We start from the raw sequence: 25,763 nt of genomic DNA on the forward strand, positions 1-25,763 counted from the left end.
ACAATTAATTTGCCAAATTCCTATTAATTATATTTTTGCTATATATAAATATAACAATTTAACCGTAATTTGTTATATTTTTATTGTGTAACTTTGCTTTGATAAAAATTAAACAACATGAAACCAGACCTATTTCAATCTCCAGATTACTATAACTTAGACGATTTGCTAACAGACGAACATAAATTAGTTCGTGAGTCTGCTCGTGCGTGGGTTAAAAGAGAAGTTTCTCCTATTATAGAAGAATATGCTCAAAAAGCTGAATTTCCGAAACAAATTATAAAAGGTCTTGGCGAAATTGGTGGTTTTGGCCCTTATATTCCAGTAGAATATGGAGGAGCAGGATTAGATCAAATCTCGTACGGACTTATTATGCAGGAAATTGAAAGAGGCGATTCTGGCGTAAGATCTACCTCATCTGTACAATCTTCTTTGGTAATGTATCCAATTTGGAAATACGGAAACGAAGAACAGCGAATGAAATATTTGCCAAAATTGGCTACAGGAGAGTTTATCGGCTGTTTTGGTTTAACAGAACCTGATCACGGATCAGATCCAGGAAGTATGATTACCAATTTTAAGGACATGGGCGATCATTATCTTTTAAATGGTGCCAAAATGTGGATTTCAAACGCTCCTTTTGCTGATATTGCTATTGTTTGGGCTAAAAATGAAGAAGGAAGAATTCATGGTTTAATCGTAGAACGAGGCATGGAAGGATTTTCCACTCCAGAAACACATAATAAATGGTCACTTCGTGCATCGGCAACTGGCGAATTGATTTTTGATAATGTAAAAGTGCCTAAAGAAAATCTTTTACCTAATAAATCTGGTTTAGGCGCACCGCTTGGGTGCTTAGATTCAGCTCGTTATGGAATTGCATGGGGAGCAATCGGCGCTGCTATGGATTGTTACGATACGGCTTTACGATATGCAAAAGAAAGAATCCAGTTCGGAAAACCGATTGGAGGAACTCAATTACAACAGAAAAAATTGGCCGAAATGATTACCGAAATCACAAAAGCGCAATTATTAACTTGGCGTTTAGGTGTTTTAAGAAATGAAGGAAAGGCAACAACAGCGCAGATTTCTATGGCAAAACGTAACAACGTAAATATGGCAATTACCATCGCACGCGAAGCAAGACAAATGCTCGGGGGTATGGGAATCACTGGCGAATACTCGATTATGCGTCACATGATGAATCTAGAAAGTGTGATTACTTATGAGGGAACTCATGACATTCATTTACTGATTACTGGAATGGATGTAACTGGAATTCCTGCGTTTAAATAATTGATAATTATTAAAATATATACAAAATCAATCTAAAAAGCTTCTTCTAACAGAGAAGCTTTTTATCTTTGCATCAAAATTTTTTAAAATGAATATCGAAACGATAAACAAAAGCATACAACCACAAAAAGACCAATTATTAAACCACTCCTTATATAACAAGATTCAAAACATAGATGAGTTACACAGCTTTTTAGAAACTCACGTTTTTGCTGTTTGGGATTTTATGTCACTTTTAAAAGCATTACAAGCCAAACTTACCTGTACAACAACACCTTGGTTTGCCACTAAAAACCCAGAAACCCGTTATTTAATTAATGAAATTGTTCTTGCAGAAGAAACCGATTTAACACTAGACGGAAGAAGACAAAGCCATTACGAAATGTATTTGGAAGCAATGGAAGCTTGCGGTGCCGATACAACTGGAGTTTTGAGCTTTTTATCAGAAGTACATTCGCTTCATAATATATTCGTTGCCATCAAACAAAGTTCATTGCATCCAAATGTAAAGTCTTTTCTTGATTTTACTTTTAGAGTTATTGAAGAAGGAAAACCGCACGAAATCGCAGCAGCATTCACCTTCGGAAGAGAAGATTTGATTCCGAGTATGTTTACGCAGATTTTGAAAAATTTCCAGAAAAACCTTCCCGATACTGATCTGACAAAATTGCTTTACTATTTTGAAAGACATATCGAACTAGATGCCGACGAACACGGACCAATGGCAATGCAAATGATTACAGAATTATGTGAAGAAGATGCTCAAAAATGGAAAGAAGTTGAAGAAGTTTCTATTCTTGCCTTAGAAAGACGCATCGCACTTTGGAATGCCATTGAAGAAGAAATCGTGATGAAAACCGAAATGGTATAAAATCCAAAACCGCATATTTAACGTAACTATTTGTTTAAAGCGACTGCAAAATCTAATTTAAACAGATTATGAAACCACATTTTAAACAAATAGTTACCGTTATATTTTCCATCTTTCTTTTGAGCTGTAATGCCGAAGAAACAGATTCACCTCCGCCTGTAATAACTCCCCCGGTTGTAACTCCTCCCAAAGCGCCCGAACCTCCAATTTCAGGTTCAATAAATTATTTAGCTTTAGGCGATAGTTATACCATTGGCCAAAGCGTTTGCGCGACTTGCCGTTTTCCAGAACAACTCAAAGCGAGTTTAAACGCCATGTATTCTAGTTCGATTTCGCTTAAAATAATTGCGACAACAGGCTGGACGACATCTAATCTATTATCAGCAATTGAAACCCAAAAGCCAGAATCCAATTATGATTTGGTTACACTTTTAATTGGCGTCAACAATCAATATCAGCATAGAAATTTTTCTGTTTACGAAAAAGAATTTCCAGAATTGGTCAATAAAGCAATAATGCTGGCCAAAGGCGACAGAAAAAATGTTGTCGTGATTTCTATTCCAGACTACGCATATACTCCATACGGTCAAGCTCTTGCAGGAGATCAAAGTAACAAAATTTCAGCAGAAATTACACAATACAATAATTTTGCAGAGAACTACTGCAACACCAATCAAATTGCTTTTGTTTCGATTACTGAGATTACTCGCGAAGGCCTTAACAGTCCAAGTTTAGTTGCTTCAGACGGACTTCATCCTTCAGAATCTGCCTATAAAATGTTTGTCTACAAGATGATGCCGAAAGTAAAAATGGCATTGCAGAATTAGTTTTTTTAGAAATAGAAAATTCGTTTTTTTAACGGATTAAAATTCGTCGCTACTAAATTTTATTTTGAAATATCGAAGAGCCATCGGCTCGAATAATTTTGTAGGGACGGATTTTAATCCGTCCATAAGCGGCGGCAGGAAAATCTATATGAATCTCTCTTCAACGGATTAAAATCCGTTGCTACAATATTTATTCGTTTCTACGAAACTTTATTGATTGATTTATTTCTTCGATTTCCATATAAAACCATCTAATAAATAATGCGTAAACTGAGGCACCGTCAGTAATGGAACCAATAAAATCTGCCAGTTCGAAAAATCAAAATTGGATACGCTAATGTTTTCATTCCAAACAAAAAGTTCCCAAAGAAATTCTTCCGAAAAGGCAATTGCAAGAAGAATTCCAATATAAATCAAAAGTCCTTTATATTGTTTTAAAAAAGACAATTTCCCTAGTTCAGATTCCGATTTTCCGTCGATTTCTTTAAAATAAATCAATGCCATATACGGAATTCCGTGCGAAACGACATTCAATAAAGTAAAAATCAGATCGTCATTAAAATATACAATTCCGAAATACCAAGAAAGTGCCGTTCCTAGAATAATCATATTCTTCGGAATATTAAAAAACTGATTTTGAATAGATTTTACCGCAGTATAGATCACATACAAAACCATAATTGCGACATAGATCCAAAACAGAACTTCCAGCAATTTTTCGTTTTCAAATCTAAAAAATTCATTTTCCACAAACCAGTTGAACTTTCGCTTAGACGAAAAAAACCAATATAGCATCGGATATCCAGTTGAAGCATAAATAGCCAAATTATCAATCCAAACTGACATTTTGGTTTTAGTTTCTTTTCTAGCGTACAATCTCATAAATCCGTATTGCTGTCTGATGAAATGAAAAACAGCTACATAAGCCAAAAACGACCAAAAGACTAAACTTCCAAAAGAGAAAAGCACAATTCCGGTTACAAAACAAAAAAGAGGAAGCAAAACCAATCTTCGCTTTTGTTTCTGAAATTCATCGGCAACAAAATAAGTTTTAAATAAAGTCGCATAAACGTGCGCTACGTCTATAAAAACAATTAGAAAAAGCCACGTATAAAAAGAATAATGTTCTTCAATTTCAGTAATATAATCCTGAAAAATGAAGATAATCGCCAGCACAAAAAAGGAAGGTCCGATAATAAATGTCAGATCTGTTTTGGCTTTATGAATCCAAGGTTGTGTCATCTAATAATTCGTTTACTGCATTAATTCCTTGATGAAAAGCTTCTTCAAAAATCGAAATTCCAGACAAATCGCTATGCGCGAAATATATCTTTTTCTTAATATTTTGTTTGGCTTGTTTCTTCGCTTCACCAAAAATAAATCCTGGTGCTGGCGAAATCATTCCGTGTCCCAAAAGAAAAACTTCTATCTCTTCTGTACATTCTTCAATATCGGGATGGGCAATTTTTAAATCATTTAAAACAAATTGCTTCCAATATTCTTTGTCTTTTTTATAAAGCTCTTTTCTAGTCTTCTTTAAATCGGCCGAAGAAAAACTATAATAATACGTAATGACCTTTTTATCCTGAACCTGATTCAAAGTCTGATGCTGATCATAGACATATCCCAAACCTTTTGCATCATAAATCACATTGTCCCAAGACAGCGGAAAACTGCCATTGTCTGCTAAATCATTGACGATTAAAGTTGCCAAAAGCCACGGTGTGTAATGAAAATCTTTTGTGAAAGCCTTTCGATCTGAAATCAAATACTGATTTACAAATTGCGGAGATGCCATAATTACTTTATCAGCAATGATTTCAACAGAAGTTTTTGTCGCATCATCAAAAGCTTTTGCGATTACTTTTTGGTTTTCGATTTTCACTTCATAAACCAAATGATTCTTTAAAGATTTATCAGTCGTATATTTTTTTAAATGAGTGGCAAGTCGCGCATTTCCTTCTGGCCATGTCAAAACGCTGTCGTGTTTTTCAGGCGTGCTGTCTTGCTTTCTTCCCGCAAAATAATGAATTCCCGCCCAAGCCGAAACATATTCAATTCCCAAACCGAAATCGTCTTTACAACAATAATCAATATAATTAAACAAAGGTTCAGAAGTAAAATGATTCTCTTTAAACCATTCCTTCATCGTAATTTTATCTAAAGCTCTTGTCTTTTCGTCTTTAGAAGAAAGATAAATCGGTATATCAAACAGAAATTTTTGGTCTTCTCCTTTTCCAGTTCTAAAAACGTCCATTTGCTTGAAGAATTTCTCAAACTCCAAATCATCAGAAACTAAATTGCCGTTTTTTGGCACTACGCCTTCTTGCCAATTGTTTTTGTAAAACAAGCGTTCGTCTGGCGCAAAAGTCAGCTGCAATTCATCAAAAATGGGAAATCCTTTTGAATCGTAACCTAAAATTATTTTTTCTTCTTCTAAAAATTGAAGCAATTCTTTGTCTTGAAAATTTGGCAATGGCAGATAATGCGCGCCCAAAGGATATTTCGAGTATTTGTTTTGTCCATTTGAAGAATTTCCTCCTAAATGGTTTTCTAATTCTAAAATTAAAAAATCTGAAATGCCTCTTTTTTGAAATTGTCGTGCAGCGCTCAAACCCGAAATTCCTCCGCCGACAATTAAATATGGTATCTGAATTTGCTTGGTCGGCTTAGGAAAATCTTTAATCCATAAACGATGTCCGAGCAAATGTTTGGTTCCAGATAAACGAATTAGCAGCACCGCAATTTTATCAGAACAAAACTGCAGAAACGGAACCGCAATTAAAGCCGCGCCAATTACTTTTATAAAACCTCTTCGCGATTTATTGCAGTCTTCCCCACTCTTCATCAAAATAACGTACTAAAATCTGGTTGTCTAAACGGTTAATTTCGATCTCATTCGAAATCATATCATTGGTAAAATAATTGAATCGGTCAAATTGATAATTGTAAAATTTCAATTTTTCGGCTTTTAGGTTTACGGTATTAAATGTAGTCCCGAAACCGTTTATAGCAATTGTATAACCCCATTCTCCAAACGACGGAACATACGCATGATACGCATCGACCTGCGGGAAAACTTGCATTACGGTTTTATTAATACACCAAAAAGATTTTGGCGCAAAATAAGGCGACGTGGTCTGTATAACTGCTACTGCGTCTGGCTTTAAAATGGTTTTTAAAGTCTGATAAAAATTCAGCGAATACAATTTCCCCAAACTATAATTGGACGGATCTGGAAAGTCGATTATCGCGACATCAAATTGCTCTTTACAGCTTTTTGCCCAAATATAAGCGTCTGTATTGATCACTGTTACTTTAGGATTATTGAGTGAATTTTGGTTGAAATTGGTTAATACCGTATTGGTCTTGAACAACTTCGTCATTCCTTCGTCCAAATCGACCAAAGTTACTTTTTCGACGTCTTTGTATTTCAGGATTTCACGAACCGCCAAACCGTCTCCTCCACCCAAAACCAAAACATTTTTGACGCTTTTTGCCATCGACATTGCGGGATGAACCAAGGCTTCGTGATAACGGTATTCGTCTGCCGAACTAAACTGCAAGTTATTATTCAGATAAAGCCTGTAATCGCTCTTATTGTGCGTTAAAACAATGCGCTGATAAGGTGTCGAATTGGTATAAATGATGTTTTCTCCGTACAATTTGCCTTCTGAATACGCCAGAATATCGTTCGAAAAAACAAAAACCGCCAACAATAATACAAAGGAAAAAATGGCTTTTGCTTTCAGAAAATAAACCTTTTTTAATTCTCTTTTCAGCAAAAAACAAAGTACGATTGCAATGCTTACATTGATCATTCCAAAGAAAAGAGAAGTTCCCATGATTCCTAATTTCGGAACCAAAACTAATGGAAACAGAATTGAAGCCAGCAAAGCCCCGATATAATCAAACGTGAAAACATTCGAAACGAGATCTTTAAACTCGACTCTATCTTTTAAAATATTCATTAAAAGCGGAATCTCTAATCCGACCAGGAAACCCGTTACAAAAACGAATAAATATAAAATAAACTGAAATGACCCAACATTTTCGAATAATAGAAATAAAACTACCGAACTCAGACCTCCAATAAGTCCAACCAGTATTTCAATTTCTACAAAAGTGTTGAGCAGATTTTTATGAAAAAACTTGGAAAAAAACGAGCCTATACCCATCGAAAACAGGTACACGCCAATAATAAACGAAAATTGTTTTACCGAATCGCCCAATAAATAACTAGCCAAAGTTCCTGCAACCAACTCATAAATAAGTCCGCAGGTGGCAATTATAAATACGGCAAAAAGTAAAAGATATTCGAACCTAAGAAACTTTTTACCCATGAATTGCGGCACTAATAATCATGGAGATTCCAATGATAAATGCTGCCAGAACAATCGCAACAGCAACATTATTTTTTTCTACAACTTCTTTCCAAGTGTGCTCTGGAGTTAGTTTTTCAATAATAAAATACCCGATTAACAGAATAACAATTCCTAAAAAAGAATAAATAATCGAGTTTACTATTGGCTGGGCGTGAATTAATTCCATATTGATTGATTTTTTTATTTGTGATAAAAACGGTTATAAGATGTTCGGCTTCCGCTCGTTGTTGATTTATAATTTTCTGTGGTTTCGCAATCGCAGATTCGGTTTCCTGCGAGTGTAAAATAGATGTAAACTCCAAAGCAAAAGAACCCGATTGCCAAAGGAGCCCAATTATAGCTGAAAAAATCAAAAATTCTTTTCATATTAATTTATTCGTAAGTAGAGTAAGAACTGTCTGCCCATCTCTTTTTTTCAAATTGAATTCTAAAATAACGTACTATTAAGTAAATTACAATCATTCCGATAATAACCAACCAAGCATTTCTGTTCGAAGGCTGATTCCAGACTACACTGATCGACATTTCGCTGTTCGAAAGATCTTCTGGAGCTTTCATTGGGGTTATTAAAAGATGGTATTTTCCGCCTTCTACACCGCAAATATTAAATTTCTCAGACTGGCTTCCTTCTGTCCACGATTCTCCATCAGAACTGCCGTAATAATATTCTATGTCTTTGTTGGCGTAAATTTCGTCATTCGTATCTTCGTTTATCAAAGCAATATTTACGTTTGCCCAAGAATTATTAACGCCTGTAGAAACCTTTATAGTCATAGGCGCCGATGCGCCATTGAGCACAAACGACGGACTTGTCATTTCCTTATTATCAAATTCGCTAAATTTAATGCTGCTATTAAAAACATTTTGCTCCACCTGATCTTTATAAATGTACCAGTTTGCAGTAATAATCAGCAAAGCAAAAAGACAGAAAATAACAGCTGTATTTTTAAGATCAAAATAAAACGGCTGAATCATACTAGTTCCTGACTGATACGGCAATGTTATTCCTGGAAATGCTTTTTTGATTTTATTTTTGCTGATATATTCACCATGAAAAGCAGTTTGAACATTATTCATTTTCTCAACCGAAACAATGTATGGCGGATTTATAAATTCTGCCAAATGAATTTTCTTATTTGGAATCTGAAAATCGAAAAATCCTTTCGCATTAATTATGTCAGCATCCGAATGTTCAAATAAGTCGTAATCTCTTCCATCATATTTTAGAACTTTCGTTCCTTTTTTGATATCGGCAATCTCTTCCATTTCGGTAAGCATCATCCAATGCCCGTTTGAAAGCGACAAGTAAAGAAATTCTTTTTCTTTGTTCTGCAAGATAAATTCTGTCCAAGTGTAATCTGGATACACATTTTTCCTTAAAATTCCCGTTACTGTGTACTCACTTCCGTTTAAGAAACCAGTGTCGCCAATTGCCAGCGGACAATCATGAAAAGGAGCTTTATATTGCGATCTTCTTCTAAATTGTCCCGCATCATCAACGACATAAACACTATAACATACAGGGCAAACAAAATTTATTACTTCAAAACCAACCTCTAATTCGGTTTCTGTATTACAGTCGTAACAAGGAATCTTCATATTTTAACGGTTAATTTCAAAATCTTTAATAATTGAGGCATCAAAATACGTAACATAATCGGCCATTACAGCGCGCACTTTTGCCGAATTATCCTGAAGATAATTGCACAAATAAACGTCTAAAGTTAACTGATTGTATTCTGGCCAAGTGTGTATACAAATATGCGATTCTTTCAAGCAGTACGAAATCGTAAAACTGGCGTTATCAAAATCGTGAACCACTGCTCCGACCTTCTCCAGTTCGTATTTCTCCAAAATAGAATTGGTAACCGCAACAAAACCTTTGCTGTCTGTAAGCTTCGAGATTTGGCCGACATGTAGAGTAACCAGTTTATGTAACCCTGGCGAATAAGGAGGTAAATCCATCAAATTATTTGTATTACGCAGGAGCCAAATATATAATATTTCTGTAATAAAAAAATGCGGGAAACCGTATTTTTAGAATAACTTTTTAGGACTATGTATTTATAGTTTTGATGTTTTTTTAAGGAGCAGAAATTTGGTTTTCAGGATAAGTTTAGTCCCGCTATCCGCTAAAATACTACTATTATTAATGTACTTCTAATCATTATCTTTACATTTTTTTTATCCAAATACCATTGCTTAAATGTTTTTATGTAAATTTTCTTACATTTGAAATTAAAAATACAAAATGAAAAACGAGATAATCCATACTTTAACCAATAATTTTGAGACTTATTCTAATCACACAGAAGATGGAATTGAATTTTGGCTTGCAAGAGATTTACAGCATCTATTAGCATATTCAAAATGGGACAATTTTTTAGGAGTTATTTCTAAAGCAAAAACGGCCTGTGAAATCTCTGGTGAAAACATAGAAGACCATTTTGCCGACGTCGGGAAAATGGTTTCAATCGGCTCAGGTACTCAAAAAGAAATAGCCGATTTAATGCTTACTAGATATGCTTGTTATCTTATTGCTCAAAATGGAGATCCTCGTAAAGAAACTATAGCTTTTGCACAACGTTATTTTGCTATTCAAACGAGAAAAGCAGAGTTAATCGAACAAAAAATACTTGAATACGAACGTGTTCAGGCCAGAAATAAACTTAAAGCAACCGAAAAAGAACTTTCACATGTAATTTTCGAACAAACAGGGAGTAATGAAAATTTTGCTTTAATTAGAAGCAAAGGAGATACGGCATTGTTTAGCAAAACTACTCAACAAATGAAGGTAAAATGGGGATTAACAAGTACAAAGCCATTGGCCGATCATATGCCTACAATACTATTAAAGGCAAAGGATTTTGCAACAGAAATAACCATTTTTAATGCTAAACAGCATAAAATGAAAACAGAGCATCAAATATCTAATGAACATATAGTCAACAATAAGTCTGTGCGAAATACACTGCTTTCACGTGGTATTGTTCCTGAAAATTTGTCTCCCGAAGAAGATATTAATAAAATTGAAAGAAAATTATTAAGTGATGAAAAAAAAGCTTTCAAAAATCCCGATAAACTAAACGATAAGTAATATTGAGAATAACTAAGCACAATTAGGATTTTATAATATAAAATCCCTCAATTTCATTAAAAATGAAGTTGAGGGATTCAATTCAGCAGAAAGGAAGGGATTCGAACCCTCGATACAGTTACCCATATACTAGCTTTCCAGGCTAGCTCCTTAAACCACTCGGACACCTTTCTATTTTGGTCTGCAAATAACACAAAAAAATATGACTTTACAAAAGTAAAATCGAAGTTACTTATATGCTTTTTCTAAATTCTTCCATAAACAGTTTTACCGCTTTTTTCTGATAACTGCCAATTGTAAGCATAAAAGCCTCTCTTTTGGTCGCAACACCTGTGATCTGTATCGCTTTGAGATCATCCCAGCCCTTTAATGCTTTTTCAGCCACTATGGTCGACCAGTCACTGTTTTCTACCATTTGCAGCAGTGCGTGAATAGAATGCAGTTCGATCGAAATCTTGGGTTTCATATTAAACTTCTGGAATAATTCTTCGACAAATTCTCTTGAGTTCGAACCTTTTCCGGGTAGAATCAGCGGAATTTCTTCTATTTTCTTAAAAGCAATTTTATCTAAATGCGCCAAAGCATGATTTTTAGAAACTGCCATCACCATATTCGATGTAAATAAAGGCACTTTTAAAATCGGACTTTCAATGGTATGCGACGGAATGACCAGAACGACATCAACGTCATTATTAATCAATTTTTGCTCGAGCGATTCTGTGGTGCCGTATTCTACAATAATTTTTAGGTTCTTATATTGTTTGGCAAATGTATTGACAACAGGCAGAATCAAGAGTCCGAAAATATAAGTCACGCCAATTCTAAGTTCTCCACCAATCATTTCATTTAAATCTTCAATTGCCTGTTTTCCGTTTTGAACATTTTCGACCACTTTTTTCGCGTGGATCAGAAAAACAGAACCTGCTTCTGTCAATTGCACTTTCTTGCCAATTCGCTTAAACAAAGGCATGCCGAGTTCTTCTTCAAGTTTTTTTATTTGTTGTGAAAGTCCCGATTGCGTTACAAAACACAATTCGGCTGCTTTGGTAAAGTGCAAAACCTCAGCCGTTTTAATAAAATATTCCAGTTGATATATTTCCATATTGATAAGTTTTAATACTTATTATCAGTAAAATTATTAATTTTTCTAATGCTATCATAATCCCGACCTTTGTATTAAATATTTAGAGTCATGTTTAAAGCCTTAAAATCAAAAAACTTCAAGTTATTTTTCTACGGTCAATCTGTATCAGTTATCGGAACCTGGATGCAGAAAACAGCCGTAAGCTGGATGGTCTATAGCATTACAGGATCTGTTTTTTTATTGGGTTTGGCAACTTTCTTAAGTATGATTCCGTCTTTGTTTTTAGCGCCTTTGGCAGGAAGTATTATTGGACGCTACGACAGACACCGCGCCATGATGGTATTGCAGTCTTTGGCAATGCTTCAAGCTGGGGCTTTAGCTTTGCTTATTTATCTTAAAATATACAATATCAATTTCATATTGGCATTGAGCCTTATTCAAGGAATTATTAATGCTTTTGATATGACCTGCCGCCAAACCATGATGATCGATATTGTTGACAATAAAGAAGATCTTCCAAATGCGGTGGCGCTTAACTCCACTTTAAACAACTTTGCACGTATTGCGGGTCCTGCGCTTGCTGGGATTATTTTGCATGAATATGGAGAAGACATTTGTTTTATTGGAAATTTTGTGAGCTACGTTCCTGTTCTGATTTCATTAATGATGATGAAAATTACACCGCATATCAAAACTGAAAACAAACTAAACATGATTGACGATCTTGTAGAAGGTCTAGATTATGTAAAAAAAGAAACCGAAATGGCACGAATGCTCATGATGCTAACTTGCAGCAGTTTATTTGTAATTTCTTTTAATACTTTGATGCCGGTTTTTGCGAAAGATATTTTTAACGGAAACGCAGAAACTTTCAGCTGGTTCGAAAGCGCTGCCGGAATTGGTTCTGTTTTATCTGCCATTTATCTTGCCAATCTAAAATCGGCAGAAAACATGAATAAATTGATGATCGCAGCAAGTTTACTTCTTGGTTTCAGCGTAATTATTTTAGCGGTTTCAAGCAGTATCACAATCGCTTTGATTTGTATGACGCTAAGCGGAATCGGAATGATGGGACAAACTTCTTCTATCAACATTTATATTCAGACTCATAGTGCTGTTAATATGCGTTCTAGAAGCATCAGTTATTATATGATGGCGTATCAGGGAATGATTCCTGTGGGAAGTTTGATAATTGGTTACGTTTCTCACTCACTTGGCGTAAGAGCTACCGTTGCTATTCAGGGAATAATTTGTATTCTTTCTGTGATTGTTTATGTGTATTACAAAAAACATAAAGCTACTGAGGAGGACTTGGAGACTTGTCCTGTTCCTTACGGAAATTCCAAAAAATAAATCCCAAATTCCAAGTGGATTTTAAACCATATAAGTGATATAAGTTTTTTTCCAAACAATGCGTAGAACTTTGTCAAAGTTTAAAATTTTGACAAAGTTCTCGAAAGCCTAGCAAGACACTCTTTGCCATTTCGGGCAAATTTGGAATTTGGGATTTAAAAAAATTGGAATTTCAATTAAGATATTTCCCCGCGCAAAGCAGTTTCAAATACATCTTTAAACTCGTTTTGAGGAATTTTATGTCCTAGCAAATACATTAGTTTTGTAATTGCGGCTTCTGTAGTAATGTCTTTTCCAGAGATAACGCCTAAAGATTTTAGGGCTGTGCTGGTTTCGTATTGTCCCATGTTGACGCTTCCGCCTGAGCATTGCGTTACGTTTACGATATGCATTCCAGATTTAATGGCTTTTTCAATTAAGTTTAAAAACCAATCTTCGGTTGGAGCATTTCCTGAACCGTATGTTTCTAGTACAATTCCGCGTAGGCCAGAAGTCCCAAGAATTGAAGCTAGAACAATTTCGCTCATTCCAGGGAACATTTTGATAATGGCTACGTGATTGTCTAAGTTTTTATGAACGATCAGTTTTGCGTCTTTATTTACAGGAAGAAATAAATGTCTGTTTAATTTTAAGTGAACACCAGATTCTACCAATTCTGGATAATTTGGCGCTGTAAAAGCTCTAAAATGTTCTGCATTTACTTTAGAAGTTCGGTTTCCGCGGTACAATTTGTATTCAAAATACAAGCAAACCTCTTTAATAACTGGTTTTCCGTTTTCTAAAAGCGAAGCAATCTGAATTGCTGTAATCAGGTTTTCTTTGGCATCGGTACGCAAATCTCCAATTGGCAATTGCGAACCTGTAAATACAACTGGTTTTGCTAAATTTTCGAGCATGAAACTCAATGCCGAAGCCGAATACGACATGGTATCTGATCCGTGCAGTACCACAAATCCGTCAAAAGCGCTGTAGCTTTCCTCGATAATAGTGGCAATTTTGGTCCACATTTGAGGATTCATATTTGAAGAATCTATTGGGTGCTCAAAAGAAATCGATTCTATTTCACAGTCCAATTGTTTGATTTCTGGAATTTTCTGAATTAATTTACCAAAATTGAAGGCTTTGAGCGCTCCCGTTTCAAAGTCTTTGCTCATACCGATAGTTCCTCCGGTATAAATCAATAGAATTTTTGCTTTAGATGACATCTTGGTATTTTAATTTATTGACAACAGGATTAGCATACATGGCTAAAAACCCTTGCCTTGTAACAGGATTATCGCTTCCGATTCTCATTTCTAAACGACGCTCAAACAATGATTTTTCGCTTTCTTTATACTTGTCAGCAAATCTATCTGTTTCGTTCAGAATATCGTAAGCAATAAAATTAGTAGGCCATAATTGATAATTTTTCAAAATAACATCATCAATCGTTTGTGCCAAAGCCTGAACTTGCTTGTTTGCATTGTCATTCTCAGCTACAATCTGATCGATTTCGGTATCTAAAACATCTCCGACAGAAATATGTATTCTTTTTTTAGTTCCCATGATACCACTTATAATGGTCATGAAATCTTCGTTTTTATCTTTTACGTAAACTTCGTTGTTTGCTTCTGCCATTAATTGTGGCATTTTCAGCACATCCGTCGGATCATATTCGTAAGAAATAGAAACCGGAACGATTCTCAATTTCTTAAAATAATCCATTAAGTTTTCTTCGTCAGAACCCATTCCAATCATTTTTAAAACTCCAGGATTGGTTTCGTCATTTCCATCTTTTGTTCTTCCTTCTCTTTGTGCAATCCAAACCGAGCGGTTTTCGCGAAGCAGTAATTGTCCCATATATTCAGCCAATAACTTAGAACTTTGCAGCATTTCACGAGGCGTTAATCCTCTTAAAACCAAAAAGTTTCGATTTAATTTCGCTAAAGTTGCCAAGAAAGCTTTCTTTACTAGATTGTCTCCAATTGCCGAAGCTGTCATTACTAAACCATGTTCGAATAAACATACATTTAGTAAAGTAGTGTCCAAAAGAATATCTCTGTGATTCGAGATAAAAAGATATGAAGTATTAGGTTCTAGTTTTTCAAAACCTGAAGTAGTTAAACCTTCAGAGCTTTTTTCTAGAACTTTCTGAATTGTGTTATAAATAAAGTTGCATTGAAAATCACGAATCGAGTGTGTTTTCTTTAATTGTTCCTTCCAAACCTCATCTTCTACTTCCGGAAAAGTAAAGTTCATCATGGTTTTCATCATCGGATGATTAACCACACCATGAAGTGCTTCATTTATTTCGGAATCATAAAAAGGTCGAATGGCATCAAATTTCTGCATTATTTATATAGATTTAAGTGGGCAAAAGAACAAAAAAAAAATTAAAGTTTTGTAAGGCACAGGTTAAATCCCAAAAACGTCTTTTGAGTTTTGGGTTGTAATTGTTGCGATTTCTTCTATAGAAACTCCATATATATCGCTCAATTTAGCAATAACGTTTACCAGATAACTGCTTTCGTTTCTTTTTCCTCTATAAGGAATTGGCGCTAAATAAGGAGAATCTGTCTCCAAAACGATATGTTTTAAATCGATTTGATTTAAAAACTGATCGATTTTTCCGTTTTTAAAAGTCACAACTCCACCAATTCCTAATTTCATATTATAAGAAATAGCTTGCAATGCCTGTTCTAAAGTTCCGGAAAAACAATGAAAAATCCCAAACAAATCTTCAGATTTTTCTTCTTCTAGCACTTCAAAGATTTCATCGAAGGCTTCTCTGCAGTGAATTACAATGGGCAATTTGTATTGTTTTGCCAGCTGAATTTGTCTTTTAAAAGCGATCTGCTGTTCTTTTAAATGCGTTTTATCCCAATACAAATCGATTCCGATTTCGCCAACTGCATAGAATTTTCTTTTAGATAATTCGGTTTCCACATGCGCCAATTCGTCCAGATAATTATCTTTCACATAAGTGGGATGCAAACCCATCATCAAAAATATATTTTCAGGATAGTTTTTCTCTAAATCGTACATAGACTGCGTTGCTGCAGCATCGATTGCAGGAATAAAAAAACGTGTAATTCCAGCATCTATAGCGCGCTGAATCATTTCGTCTCTATCCTGATCAAACTCTTCAGAATATAAATGTGTATGCGTGTCGGTAATAATGGGTGTTGAATTCAAGGCTTTCATTTTAAAACGCCAAAATTACGACAATATTAAAAGAATAGCAATTCTGGAGTTGGAACGCGGATTTTCCAGATTCGCTTTCGCGAAAGCGCAAATGAAAAATGGATTTTTATTTTTTTTGTTATTTCTGAAAGAGAATTCTATGCATCGTTAGACTTGACAAGTTTTTAAAACCTGTCAGGTCTAGACGCGAAGTTGTTGCGAATTTTTCCTTTCGCAGATTTTGCAGATATGGCGGATTTTCACACACCGTTTGTCTTGCTGAGCGGAGTCGAAGGATCTCATGCTGTGTCTACACATTGTGGTTACAGCACTTGTCCTTCGACTCCGCTCAGGAAGACAAAACTTTGATGAGTTACTTGCGAAGATCCCTCGTACCTCGGGATGACAGACATCGCGATTTCTTAGTTTTTAAGATTTTCCAGATTCTTGATTGTTGCTTGCTGCTTTTGAGAATCTTGTGGTTTTAATTCTCCTTTTTCTATAAAAGAAATTGCTCTTTCTAAAACCTCATCTCTTCCTTCCTGAATTCCTTTTATGGTTGGTTTGACTTCAATATCTGGAACAATACCGATTCTTTGGGTTTCTCGACCGTCTGGATAATAAACTCCAATTCCGGTAAAAGCAGTATGAAATCCTCTGAAATCAAACTCAAAATTATTTCCATCTGTTCCCGCTGTCTGGCTTCCTATAATAGTGGTATTTCCTGCCGTTTGAAAACACATTGCCGTCCATTCTGACTGACTTATAGAATCTTCGTTAAGCAATACAATCACTTTTCCTTTGTAATGATCTTTGTTTGCAAATCCAGCTTTTCTTCCTTCTTCAAAAACAAATCTACCTGGATAGTTTAAACAAGGATATGTATAATCGCAAAATTTCTTTTCCTCTGAATTCAAGAAATCTGAAATCTCTTTAAAAGTTCCTTTTGGATAATTTCTCATGTCAAAAACAATTGCTTTTGTCGATTTGAGATTCTCTATCATATCAGGAACATTTTTGGGTTTAATTTCGCCCATATTAACATAGCCGATATTGTTCTCCAGAAGTTTAAATTTATCTTTCTTTTTCTGCGCTCCTTTTTTAAATTCATTTCTGTGTGAATCATGGTAATTAAACCATTTCATCGCTTTTGTTTCGTATTTTCCGTTTGTTAAAAATTCTACTTTAACATTTTCAAATTCGCTTTTTAGTAAACTAGCAATAATTCTGTTTTGATAAGAAACTTCATTTGAAGCACTAACAACATCTCTCTTTTCTTCAATAAGCTCTTTAATCGTTTTATTGTTGATCTTAGTAATTACGGTTCCAATTTTAATATTATCAGCTTCAGCTAGACTATCTCCTAAAATCTCAGTAATGACTAGCTTTTCATCTATTATTTTACCTGTTGCAGGAAAATAAACTGGGCTTTTTACAGTTGTTGCATCTGGATAAATGTGAAACATAACATGACTGTCATTTAGTTTCGTACTCATTTTTCTTAATGCTTTATTAAACTCATCCGAATTTTTCGCCTCAACCATAGCAGGAAGTATTTCATTTAAAGTAATATTCCATTTTTGATCCATAATATATTTATATGGAAAAAAATATTCTATTGCATTCCAATAAGCAAATGTCATTAAAAGTCTGTTGCTTTTATTATTATAATCAAGGTCAAAGTAATTTTTTACCGTTTTAAAAGCATCAAAATCTGGGTTAAATTCTGTATTACTCTGAAACCTATTTTCTTCAATAAATTTCAATTTTGCTGAAAGATTTCTAGAAAATAAAGCACTTGTATTGATCCACGATAAATCAAAATTTTTATCAAAAAACTTGACATCTTTCGGCTCAGGAATTGGTGCAATTAGCGGCACTTCTCCTAAAGTATCTATCCAGTTTGAAATTACCAATGAAAACTCTTTTCTTGTTTGCGCCTTTTCGACTTTTGGCAAAATGTCTAGCAATTGCTGATCCCAGTTGAATTCTCCAGCAGCAACTTTTGGATGGTAATATTTTAGAAATCCCCAAACTTTACATGTTGTGGCAAGTTTTTCTGTTTCGGTAACTTTTTGACTAAAGATAAATTGAGAAAAGATAATTAGAAAAAATAAGGTAATTTTTTTCATGCAATGCTTTGGGGTTGGTTAAATAGTTTTGGGAAACTTCATTTTTTGATTCCGCCGAATGTAAGAAATATTTCCAAACAACTTTTACGGCTTTCCTCAAATTATACTGAAAATTAGCAAACTAAAAAGCATCTAAAAGATTCGCTTTCGCGAAAGCGCAGATAAAAACAGATTCGACTAAAAACAAAAACCTTTGTCAAAACTTAAAACTTTGACAAAGGTCTAAACAATAATAACCTATTTTCCATTTTCTATATAGAGCAAAGCCCGCTCCAAAACCTCATCTTTGCCTTCTTTAATTCCTTTTATAGTTGGTTTTACCTCAATATCGGGTACAATTCCTATACGTTGGGTTTCCCTTCTGTCTGGGTAATAAACTCCCATTCCTGTAAATATTGTTTGAAATCCTTTAAAATCAAATCGAGAAATAGTTCCGTCTGCACCAGAGGTCTGACTACCAACTATAGTAGTATTACCAGCGCTTTGAAAACACATCGCTGTCCATTCGGCATGACTTTGAGATTTTTCGTTAAGCAAGACAATTACTTTTCCTTTATAGTTATCTTTATTGTCAACACCTATAGAACTTCCTGGAGCCCACATAAATTTCCCTGGATAACTTATATCTGGAATCGTATAAATGGCAAATTTATTTTCTTTAGAACATATAAATTTGCCAATTTTCTCAAAAGTCCCATTTGGATAATTTCGCAGATCAAAAACAATTGCTTTTGTATTTTTTAATAGCTCAATCATATCAGGAACATTTTTTACTCCTAAAATCGCCATGTCTACATATCCGACATTATTATCCAGCATTTTAAATTTTTCCTTCTTTTTTCTTGCTCCTTTTTTAAATTCATTTCTGTGCGAATCGTGATAATCAAACAAAGTCATTGTTTTGGTAATGTACTCGCCATTTTTAAAAAACTCTACTTCAACCGTGTCAGAATAACTTAGCAAAATTCCTTTAACCAGCTTATCTAAATATTTAGCTTCATTAGAAGCACAGATCCAATCTTTCTTTTCTACAATAATTTCTTTTATTGTCTTTCCATTTACTTTAGTAATAATATCACCAACTTTTATATCAGCTGCCTGTGCTAAACTATCTCCTAAAATTTCTGTAACCACTATTTTTTCATCGATTATCTTAGCATCAACAGGAAAATAGTATTTATCAGGTTTAACTCCTTCCACAGCAGGATATATATAAACATCGTTATGACTATCATCAATTTTTGAAGTTAATCTTATCATTACTTTATAAAAATCTTCCCGATTATCAGCCTTAATAGCTAAAGGTATTATTTGTTCTAAAGTTGTATCCCATTTTTGATCCATTATATATTTATACGGAAAAAAATATTCTACTAGATTCCAAAACATAAAGACCATTCTAAGCTTTGAATTCTTATCTGTAAAGTCTGGATGCGCAAGACTTTCATTTTGCATACCAATATTTCCTGAAAGCGGTACGGTGTAAACATAAAATTGCTCTCCTTGATATCTATTTTCTTCTATAAATTTTAGTTTCTTCGAAAGTTTTTTAGAAAATAGTTTACCATTAAACCAGCTCAAATCAAAATTTTTATCAAAATGTTCTATATCCTTTGGCACAGCAATCGGCGCTATTTCTTTTACTGGACCAAGATCGTCAATCCAATTTTCTAAGATCAAAGAAAATTCTTTTTGAGTTTGTGCTTTTTCTATTAAAGGCAATTTTTCTAAAAGCTGAGTATCCCAATTCAATTCTCCACTAGCAACTTTGGGATGATAGTATTTTAAAAATCCCCAGACTTTGCAGGTTGCGGCAAGTTTTTCGGTTTCAGTGATTTTATTTTGGCTAAAGAGAATTTGTGAAAAGACAATAAAGAAAAATAAGGTGATTTTTTTCATGCAATGGTTTGGGGTTGGTTTGAAAAAGTTTTGGAAAACTTCATTTTTTAATTCCGTCGAATGTAGGAAATATTTCAAAACAACTATTACGGTTTTCCTCAAATTATACTGAAAATTAGCAAACTAAAAAGCATCTAAAAAGATTCGCTTTCGCGAAAGCGCAAATAAAAACGGACTATTATATTTTGCTAAAAACAAAAAACCTTTGTCAAAGCTTAACTTTGACAAAGGTCTGAACAATAATAACCTATTTTTGTTATTCTAACGAACGAAGGACCTCACAAGAAGCTTCGAAAAAGAAAACCCCCATTTTTTCTCTCGATCAGCTAGTGCGATCCCTCGTTCCTCAGTACGACAAACAGGTTTTTAATTTACCTGCTCCTATAAATAGCAAAGTGCGTTCCAAACTTCATTTTCTCTAAAAAGAAAATCGAATTTAGAACTAAAATTCCAAATTCGATTGAGGTTTCCCGTATTCTGGGCATTTTTTTTACAAAAAGTTGAAATTTATTCCAATTCTTCTAATAAATGTTCCACTTCATCATAATCTTCATAATCCTGTGAGATGGTTTCTAGAATTGCTTTACACTCGGCATATTTTCCTTGTTTTAGCTTAGACAAAGCCAGATTCCACTTTGCTTTTTCTTTGAAAACAGAATTTCCTGCTTCTAATTCTTTAAAAATAGTTTCAGCTTTTACATATTTGTTTACCTGCAATAATGAAACACCGTAGAAATATTTAATTTCTGGCGAATTATTTTCTTTCAAAATGCTTTCAAAAAGCGGAATTGCTTTCTCATATCTTTTTCCATTAAAATCATTTTCTGCTTTTTTCAAAGTTTCTTCAGACACGCCTCTCTCTGTAAAATAAGCACTTTCTGGATGATTGTAATCTTCAAAATTTGGATAATGTTTATAATCAAAGAAAAACAATCCGAACATAATAATTACCGATGCGGCAACGGCAAAATACCACGGCTTAAGCGATACAACTTTTTGTTTCTTTTTATTGAAATATTTATCCGAAATTCGAGTCAGATTTTCTTCAAAAGCGGCTCGCTCCTGTTCTTTTCCAAATTTATTTTCCAGCTGAAAATGCATTTCTTTGAAACTTTCAAACTCCGAAGCCAGTGTAGCATCTTCAGAGAGCTGTTTCTCAAAATTGTTTTTTTCATCAACGGTCAGTTCGCCTTGAAGATATTGGTCAAATAATATATAGCGTTCTTCGTTCATGATTAATTGTTTTTTAAAGAGTTAAAAATTTTCGCTTCCTGAATCCATTGCGTTAATTGCCCTGTGCACAACGATTTCTTTTTTCTGACATAGCCGTAAGTTACGTTGAGTTTTTGCGCCACTTCTTCCATTGATTTTAGAGAAAAACTGAGTTTCAAAACTTCTTGACATTTCTCTCCCAGTTTCTGAAACATGGTTTCGAAAAGCTTTTGTTTTTCATCAAATTCTTCTGCTTGAGCAATTAGTTCGTGAGCAGATTCATTGATAGATACTACATTCTCATAAATTGTTACCCCTTTATTGGCAGAATTTTTCAGTTCGTTGAGCCAGCGTCTTTTGCATAACAGGAAAAAATAGGCATCAAATGGGCAAGTCAGCTGAAGTTTTCCGGCTTTCGCCTGATTAAAAAGCAAAATCATGATTTCCTGAATCACATCCTGCGCATGATCTTTGTCACCAGAATTATTAGTGATAAACTGGACAACTTTTGGCGCGAACTTTTTATATATCATTTCAATAACTACAGAATCGTTTGCAGCAAGTCCGTCGATATATTTTTGATCAGGATGAATTTTATTTTGATCCATAAAAAAACATTTTACAGCTAATTTAAAAAAAGAATCTTAAAAATCTTTAAAAACAAGAGGTAACAATATTACAATCAATTGTATATATCAAAACAAAAGTCTTTTAAAAACCTTTAAAAAATTAAAAGAAATGGAAAGTTATCAATTTATTACTGAAAAAAACATAGATCGATTTTACGAAATAATCGCCGCCAAAACTCGCAACGGTTTTGTTATTACAGAACAAAATGAGAAACTGCCTTATGTGGTTTTGTCTAAAGAAAAGAAAGCTGTAAATCATACTTTTCATTTCTTTCTCAGCATCATTACCTTGGGTTTCTGGTTGATTGTATGGATTTATCTCACTATTACATTTTCTCGCAAAAAAGACATTTTGGTTGCTGTTGACGAAGATGGAAATCTATTTGAAGACAAATGTATTTCTGTTTAATTTTTTAAACACATAGAAACATAGGTTTTTATACTGTAAAAAGAATATTAAAAGAAACTAGTTTCTAACGCATAGCCTATACCACTTTTACTATGTGAATTTAAATTAGTGAAACGCCTCTTTTAAAGACTCCTAAAAACTATGATTCTATGTGTTTAAAAAAAAATGAGCATTAACGGGGTAACAATTTTTCAGTCTAATTGATATAACACTATAAAAGCCTTTAAAAAAAAAATCAAAACAAAGGGTAACAAAATCAAACCCAAATTGATTTACAAATAAATATAACAACCAAATCTGAAAAACCACTTGATAACAATCAAGCCAGATTTATAAAAACTAGAAATTATGAAAACAAATTTTAAAACAATCGGACTTTCACTTTTATTACTAATCTCTTTTGCAAGCTGCGATAATACCGACGGAGATGACATCAAACTTTCGCCACCAACTGCTGGAGCTTTTAAAAGTATCAACGAAAAAGGACTAAAAAGAAATACACAAAATTTTACGATGACAGCGGGAAATGGCACCGTAACCTTAACCTCAGCAAAGGGTGTAAAGCTTTACATTAATGGAGACTGTTTAACCAAAAACGGAAACCCAGTTACGGGTCAAGTCGACATCGAATACATCGAACTTTTTGACAAGGGAAATATGCTGGTTACCAATAAACCAACAATGGGAATTATGCCTGACGGAAAGAAAAATCTTTTAATTTCTGGAGGAGAATTCTTCATCAAAGCAACTCAGGGGGGAGTCGAATTGCAAACTTCTTGTTCGTTGAGCATGATTGTTCCAACGGCGCTAACTGACGGATATGACAACTTAATGACTTTATGGACTGGAGTTATAGATGAAGATGGTGAACTGGCTTGGAGAGAAGCCAATGCAAATGGTGATGGTAAAGGCGGCGTACAAGGCGAAGGAAACAATTATTATGTAACATTCGGAAACTTTGGATGGACTAATGTTGACCGTTTTTACAACGACCCGAGACCAAAAACAACTATTCTGGTTGATGTTCCAGACGGCTACAACAACACAAACAGTGCCGTATATCTTTCTTATGATGGAGAAGGCACAAACGCTCTTGCCAAATTGGACACTTATACCGCTGAAGGATTGTTTAGCGAACATTATGGACAAATTCCAGTTGGTTTAGCTTGCCATATCATCTTTGCAACTGAAGATAATGGAAACTGGCGTTATGCAATAAAAGGCGTAACAACAACTGCAAATGCCGTTTACACCTTTACATTGTCCGAAACAACAGTCGGTACAGAAGCTCAATTGGTTGCTGCAATAAATGCCATACAGTAACTTACAAATGCTTTTTTTAAGAAAAAGTGATGATTTGCTCATCACTTTTTTTTACATTTAATCTTGTTTTAAAATTGATTCTGAAGATTTTAAAGCCAAAAAATATCTCGTTATGAAACCACAACTGTCTATTTTCTTTATTCTATTTTCTATTCTTTCAATAGGTCAAACCAAAGTAAAAGACACCATAACCCGAAGAGCCAATATTGGTTTTACTCAAAACGGAAATCAGGTTATTTTTAAACCCGAAACACCGCCTTTGATTCCGATTGCGGGTGCGCCAAAACCAAGTTATTCGTATTTATGGGAACTTGGCGACGGACATTACAGTAAAGAAGCCGAGCCGAAACATGTTTATAAAAAGAAAGGCACTTACACGACAAGACTTGCCGTAACGAATAATTATGACAACGGAAAACCGCCGGCAACAAGACCTAAAAAAGTAGCGGTAAATGATATTACTGACACCAATTATAAAGACATTGCGTCTATTGCAGATCAAAACGGATTTGCGATTATCAAAAACTGCGATCCAATTCCAGATCAGGAAATGGTAGTTGTAGTGAGTTACCAAAATCTCGAAAATTATGTTTCGAGCGGAAAGCTTTATTTGTTTTATAATGAAAAGCAATTCAAACACAACAATTTCGAATTAAGCGATTTTAGAACGTATGCGGGCGAACGTGAAGTTCAGGAAAAATTGGTCGCTTCGACTGACGATCTCAACGATTCGAATACTTTTTTGGCTTCCGCCGAAGGGAATTTCAAAACTAAAAAATACCGCAATACCACAACAGAAGAAGATTTGGATGCTTCGCTTCTAGATGCGAATAAAACCTATCATAATGTTTCTATTTTAGAATTTGATGAGGCCAATCCTGGAGAAACGCGAAATGTTTTTTACACTTTTAAAACGACTCCTGAAATGATAAAAGATACCAGCGCAACGGTTACCATGCGCGGTATTTTTGTTCCGAATCGAAGCTATAAAAACCATAAGGTAAAAAATCTAGAAATGGAAATTGTAACTTCTCACGATCCAAACAAAATGGGATCCAACGGAAGTTTTATGAATTACAGATTGGTGCGTTTTAAAAGAGTTAATTTCAAAACTCGTTTTCAGAATAACGGTGAAGGTCCAGCGCGAAAAATCCGTTTAGAAACGGATATTCCCGATATGTTTGACAAAAAGACTTTTCAAATTGAAAGTATGTATCCAGAATGTCCAATTTGTCCAAAAGGCGAAGAACCAACTGTAAGCTGTCTCGACACAATTATCAAACAAAAGCAGATTATTTTCACTTTCAAAAATATCTATCTTCCTGGAACCGAACAGAAAAACGTTCATGAAAAAGATTCTACCAAAGGTTTTGTCAAATATTCAATGAAGTTTGGCGAGGATTTTCATAAAGTAAAAACCAGAAGCCGCACGGCAATTATCTTTGATAAAAACGAACCTATTATAACCAATTATGCCACAACAAGATTCTTGCCTGGAATTTCGATTGGTGCCAAAGCAGGTTATAATATTTATCCCGATTTAGATAAATCTACGAGTTATTTCGTGGGCGCGACGCTTTCTCCTTTTAAATCCTATCGTTTTTACTGGCAGGTAGAGTGGGAAAATGCTTTAAACCAATATAATAGTGCTGTAACTGTTGTTGATGCCTTTAACACTAATGCCAACGGAACGAGACAACTAGTGCGAACGACAACTTCTACAGAAAATAAAAATATCAATTGGGAGATTCCGATTTTGATTCGATATAACATTAATAATTATATTGGAATTGGCGCAGGAATTCAGGCGAATGTCAATGTATCGTCTGAACAAAATCAAACAATTCAGGTGGATACTTACGAAGGCGACAAGGAAAATTTCTTGATTAGCACCGAAACTTCTTCAAACAAAATAAAAAACACGTTTACCGATTATAAAGCAGGACTTCTATTTGATCTAACGGCTGGTTTTGCGAGAATTGGTCCAAGTCTGGGCGCGCGTTATGTGATGAATTTCGAACAGAATTTTAATTATGTCCAGCTTTATGGTATTTGGAAGTTTTGATTGGTTACGCAGAGATACA

The 25,763-nt window shown here is 34.4% G+C and carries 23 protein-coding genes and 1 tRNA gene; 8 read left to right on the forward strand and 16 right to left on the reverse strand.

Translation table 11 applies throughout. The features are described from left to right. The first annotated feature begins 117 nt into the window (after positions 1-117). The 3 genes from ACWA1F_RS02025 (at position 118) to ACWA1F_RS02035 (ending at position 2,994) form a co-directional block, all read left to right on the forward strand. Complete coding sequence (locus tag ACWA1F_RS02025; protein ID WP_248729059.1) at positions 118-1,296, forward strand: acyl-CoA dehydrogenase family protein; 1,179 nt, start codon at positions 118-120, stop codon at positions 1,294-1,296. An 88-nt stretch (positions 1,297-1,384) separates the two neighbouring features. Further along, positions 1,385-2,167, forward strand: a complete 783-nt coding sequence (locus ACWA1F_RS02030) for a DUF3050 domain-containing protein (protein ID WP_306154701.1) — start codon at positions 1,385-1,387, stop codon at positions 2,165-2,167. Between the two features lie 68 nt (positions 2,168-2,235). Beyond that, entirely contained in the window at positions 2,236-2,994 is a 759-nt protein-coding gene (locus ACWA1F_RS02035) for an SGNH/GDSL hydrolase family protein (RefSeq protein WP_456891202.1), read from the forward strand. A gap of 222 nt (positions 2,995-3,216) precedes the next feature. On the opposite strand, the gene ACWA1F_RS02040 is transcribed toward ACWA1F_RS02035, so the two are convergent. Genes ACWA1F_RS02040 through ACWA1F_RS02070 form a run of 7 tightly spaced genes read right to left on the reverse strand, consistent with a single transcriptional unit; the run spans position 3,217 to position 9,344 of the window. Then, entirely contained in the window at positions 3,217-4,236 is a 1,020-nt protein-coding gene (locus ACWA1F_RS02040) for a hypothetical protein (protein WP_456891204.1), read from the reverse strand. Then, the gene (locus ACWA1F_RS02045; RefSeq protein WP_456891206.1) at positions 4,214-5,842 is read right to left on the reverse strand and encodes a flavin monoamine oxidase family protein; all 1,629 of its coding nucleotides are present in this window, start codon (positions 5,840-5,842) and stop codon (positions 4,214-4,216) included. Before ACWA1F_RS02045 ends, ACWA1F_RS02040 begins: the two co-directional genes overlap by 23 nt. Beyond that, entirely contained in the window at positions 5,817-7,337 is a 1,521-nt protein-coding gene (locus tag ACWA1F_RS02050) for a polyamine aminopropyltransferase (RefSeq protein WP_456891208.1), read from the reverse strand. Before ACWA1F_RS02050 ends, ACWA1F_RS02045 begins: the two co-directional genes overlap by 26 nt. Next, entirely contained in the window at positions 7,330-7,545 is a 216-nt protein-coding gene (locus ACWA1F_RS02055; protein ID WP_306154691.1) for a DUF350 domain-containing protein, read from the reverse strand. The genes ACWA1F_RS02050 and ACWA1F_RS02055 overlap by 8 nt, the downstream gene beginning before the upstream one ends. Before the next feature lie 14 nt (positions 7,546-7,559). Then, positions 7,560-7,745 (reverse strand): hypothetical protein, encoded by a 186-nt coding sequence (locus ACWA1F_RS02060; protein WP_456891210.1) that lies wholly within the window; start codon positions 7,743-7,745, stop codon positions 7,560-7,562. A gap of 6 nt (positions 7,746-7,751) precedes the next feature. Next, positions 7,752-8,978, reverse strand: coding sequence for a DUF4178 domain-containing protein (locus tag ACWA1F_RS02065; RefSeq protein ID WP_456891212.1), 1,227 nt, complete (start codon positions 8,976-8,978; stop codon positions 7,752-7,754). Positions 8,979-8,981: 3 nt separating this feature from the next. Continuing rightward, complete coding sequence (locus ACWA1F_RS02070) at positions 8,982-9,344, reverse strand: S-adenosylmethionine decarboxylase family protein (protein WP_456891214.1); 363 nt, start codon at positions 9,342-9,344, stop codon at positions 8,982-8,984. A gap of 286 nt (positions 9,345-9,630) precedes the next feature. Between ACWA1F_RS02070 and dinD the strand changes: the two genes are divergently transcribed. Further along, on the forward strand, positions 9,631-10,476 hold the full coding sequence (gene dinD / locus ACWA1F_RS02075) for a DNA damage-inducible protein D (RefSeq protein WP_456891215.1): 846 nt from the start codon (positions 9,631-9,633) through the stop codon (positions 10,474-10,476). Positions 10,477-10,562: 86 nt separating this feature from the next. Here the strand turns inward: dinD and ACWA1F_RS02080 are convergent. Further along, positions 10,563-10,649 (reverse strand) — tRNA-Ser (locus ACWA1F_RS02080). Positions 10,650-10,708: 59 nt separating this feature from the next. Continuing rightward, positions 10,709-11,578 carry a LysR substrate-binding domain-containing protein gene (locus ACWA1F_RS02085; protein WP_306154684.1) on the reverse strand — a complete coding sequence of 290 codons (870 nt, stop codon included), beginning with the start codon at positions 11,576-11,578 and terminating at the stop codon, positions 10,709-10,711. A 90-nt stretch (positions 11,579-11,668) separates the two neighbouring features. Between ACWA1F_RS02085 and ACWA1F_RS02090 the strand changes: the two genes are divergently transcribed. Beyond that, entirely contained in the window at positions 11,669-12,913 is a 1,245-nt protein-coding gene (locus ACWA1F_RS02090) for an MFS transporter (RefSeq protein WP_456891217.1), read from the forward strand. Between the two features lie 176 nt (positions 12,914-13,089). Here ACWA1F_RS02090 and ACWA1F_RS02095 read toward each other — a convergent pair whose 3' ends face one another. The 7 genes from ACWA1F_RS02095 to ACWA1F_RS02125 form a co-directional block, all read right to left on the reverse strand. Further along, positions 13,090-14,118, reverse strand: a complete 1,029-nt coding sequence (locus tag ACWA1F_RS02095) for an asparaginase (protein WP_456891219.1) — start codon at positions 14,116-14,118, stop codon at positions 13,090-13,092. After that, positions 14,108-15,244: a 1-acyl-sn-glycerol-3-phosphate acyltransferase gene (locus ACWA1F_RS02100; RefSeq protein ID WP_306154679.1), complete on the reverse strand. Its 1,137-nt coding sequence runs from the start codon at positions 15,242-15,244 to the stop codon at positions 14,108-14,110. Before ACWA1F_RS02100 ends, ACWA1F_RS02095 begins: the two co-directional genes overlap by 11 nt. Positions 15,245-15,307: 63 nt before the next feature. Next, the gene (locus ACWA1F_RS02105; RefSeq protein WP_456891220.1) at positions 15,308-16,096 is read right to left on the reverse strand and encodes a TatD family hydrolase; all 789 of its coding nucleotides are present in this window, start codon (positions 16,094-16,096) and stop codon (positions 15,308-15,310) included. A 401-nt stretch (positions 16,097-16,497) separates the two neighbouring features. Then, positions 16,498-18,207, reverse strand: a complete 1,710-nt coding sequence (locus tag ACWA1F_RS02110) for a S41 family peptidase (protein ID WP_456891222.1) — start codon at positions 18,205-18,207, stop codon at positions 16,498-16,500. Positions 18,208-18,444: 237 nt separating this feature from the next. Beyond that, a complete protein-coding gene (locus tag ACWA1F_RS02115; RefSeq protein WP_456891224.1) occupies positions 18,445-20,106 on the reverse strand; it encodes a S41 family peptidase in 1,662 nt (553 codons plus the stop codon). A gap of 507 nt (positions 20,107-20,613) precedes the next feature. Continuing rightward, complete coding sequence (locus ACWA1F_RS02120) at positions 20,614-21,339, reverse strand: tetratricopeptide repeat protein (RefSeq protein ID WP_306154672.1); 726 nt, start codon at positions 21,337-21,339, stop codon at positions 20,614-20,616. A 2-nt stretch (positions 21,340-21,341) separates the two neighbouring features. Next, positions 21,342-21,926, reverse strand: coding sequence for an RNA polymerase sigma factor (locus ACWA1F_RS02125; protein WP_456891226.1), 585 nt, complete (start codon positions 21,924-21,926; stop codon positions 21,342-21,344). A 130-nt stretch (positions 21,927-22,056) separates the two neighbouring features. Between ACWA1F_RS02125 and ACWA1F_RS02130 the strand changes: the two genes are divergently transcribed. From ACWA1F_RS02130 to ACWA1F_RS02140, 3 genes are all read left to right on the forward strand, one after another. Further along, positions 22,057-22,356 carry a hypothetical protein gene (locus ACWA1F_RS02130; RefSeq protein WP_456891228.1) on the forward strand — a complete coding sequence of 100 codons (300 nt, stop codon included), beginning with the start codon at positions 22,057-22,059 and terminating at the stop codon, positions 22,354-22,356. A 348-nt stretch (positions 22,357-22,704) separates the two neighbouring features. Beyond that, positions 22,705-23,679, forward strand: a complete 975-nt coding sequence (locus tag ACWA1F_RS02135; RefSeq protein WP_456891229.1) for a hypothetical protein — start codon at positions 22,705-22,707, stop codon at positions 23,677-23,679. Between the two features lie 112 nt (positions 23,680-23,791). After that, the gene (locus tag ACWA1F_RS02140; protein WP_456891231.1) at positions 23,792-25,744 is read left to right on the forward strand and encodes a PKD domain-containing protein; all 1,953 of its coding nucleotides are present in this window, start codon (positions 23,792-23,794) and stop codon (positions 25,742-25,744) included. The last annotated feature ends 19 nt before the right edge of the window (positions 25,745-25,763 follow it).

The sequence above is a fragment of the Flavobacterium erigeronis genome (assembly GCF_054075165.1).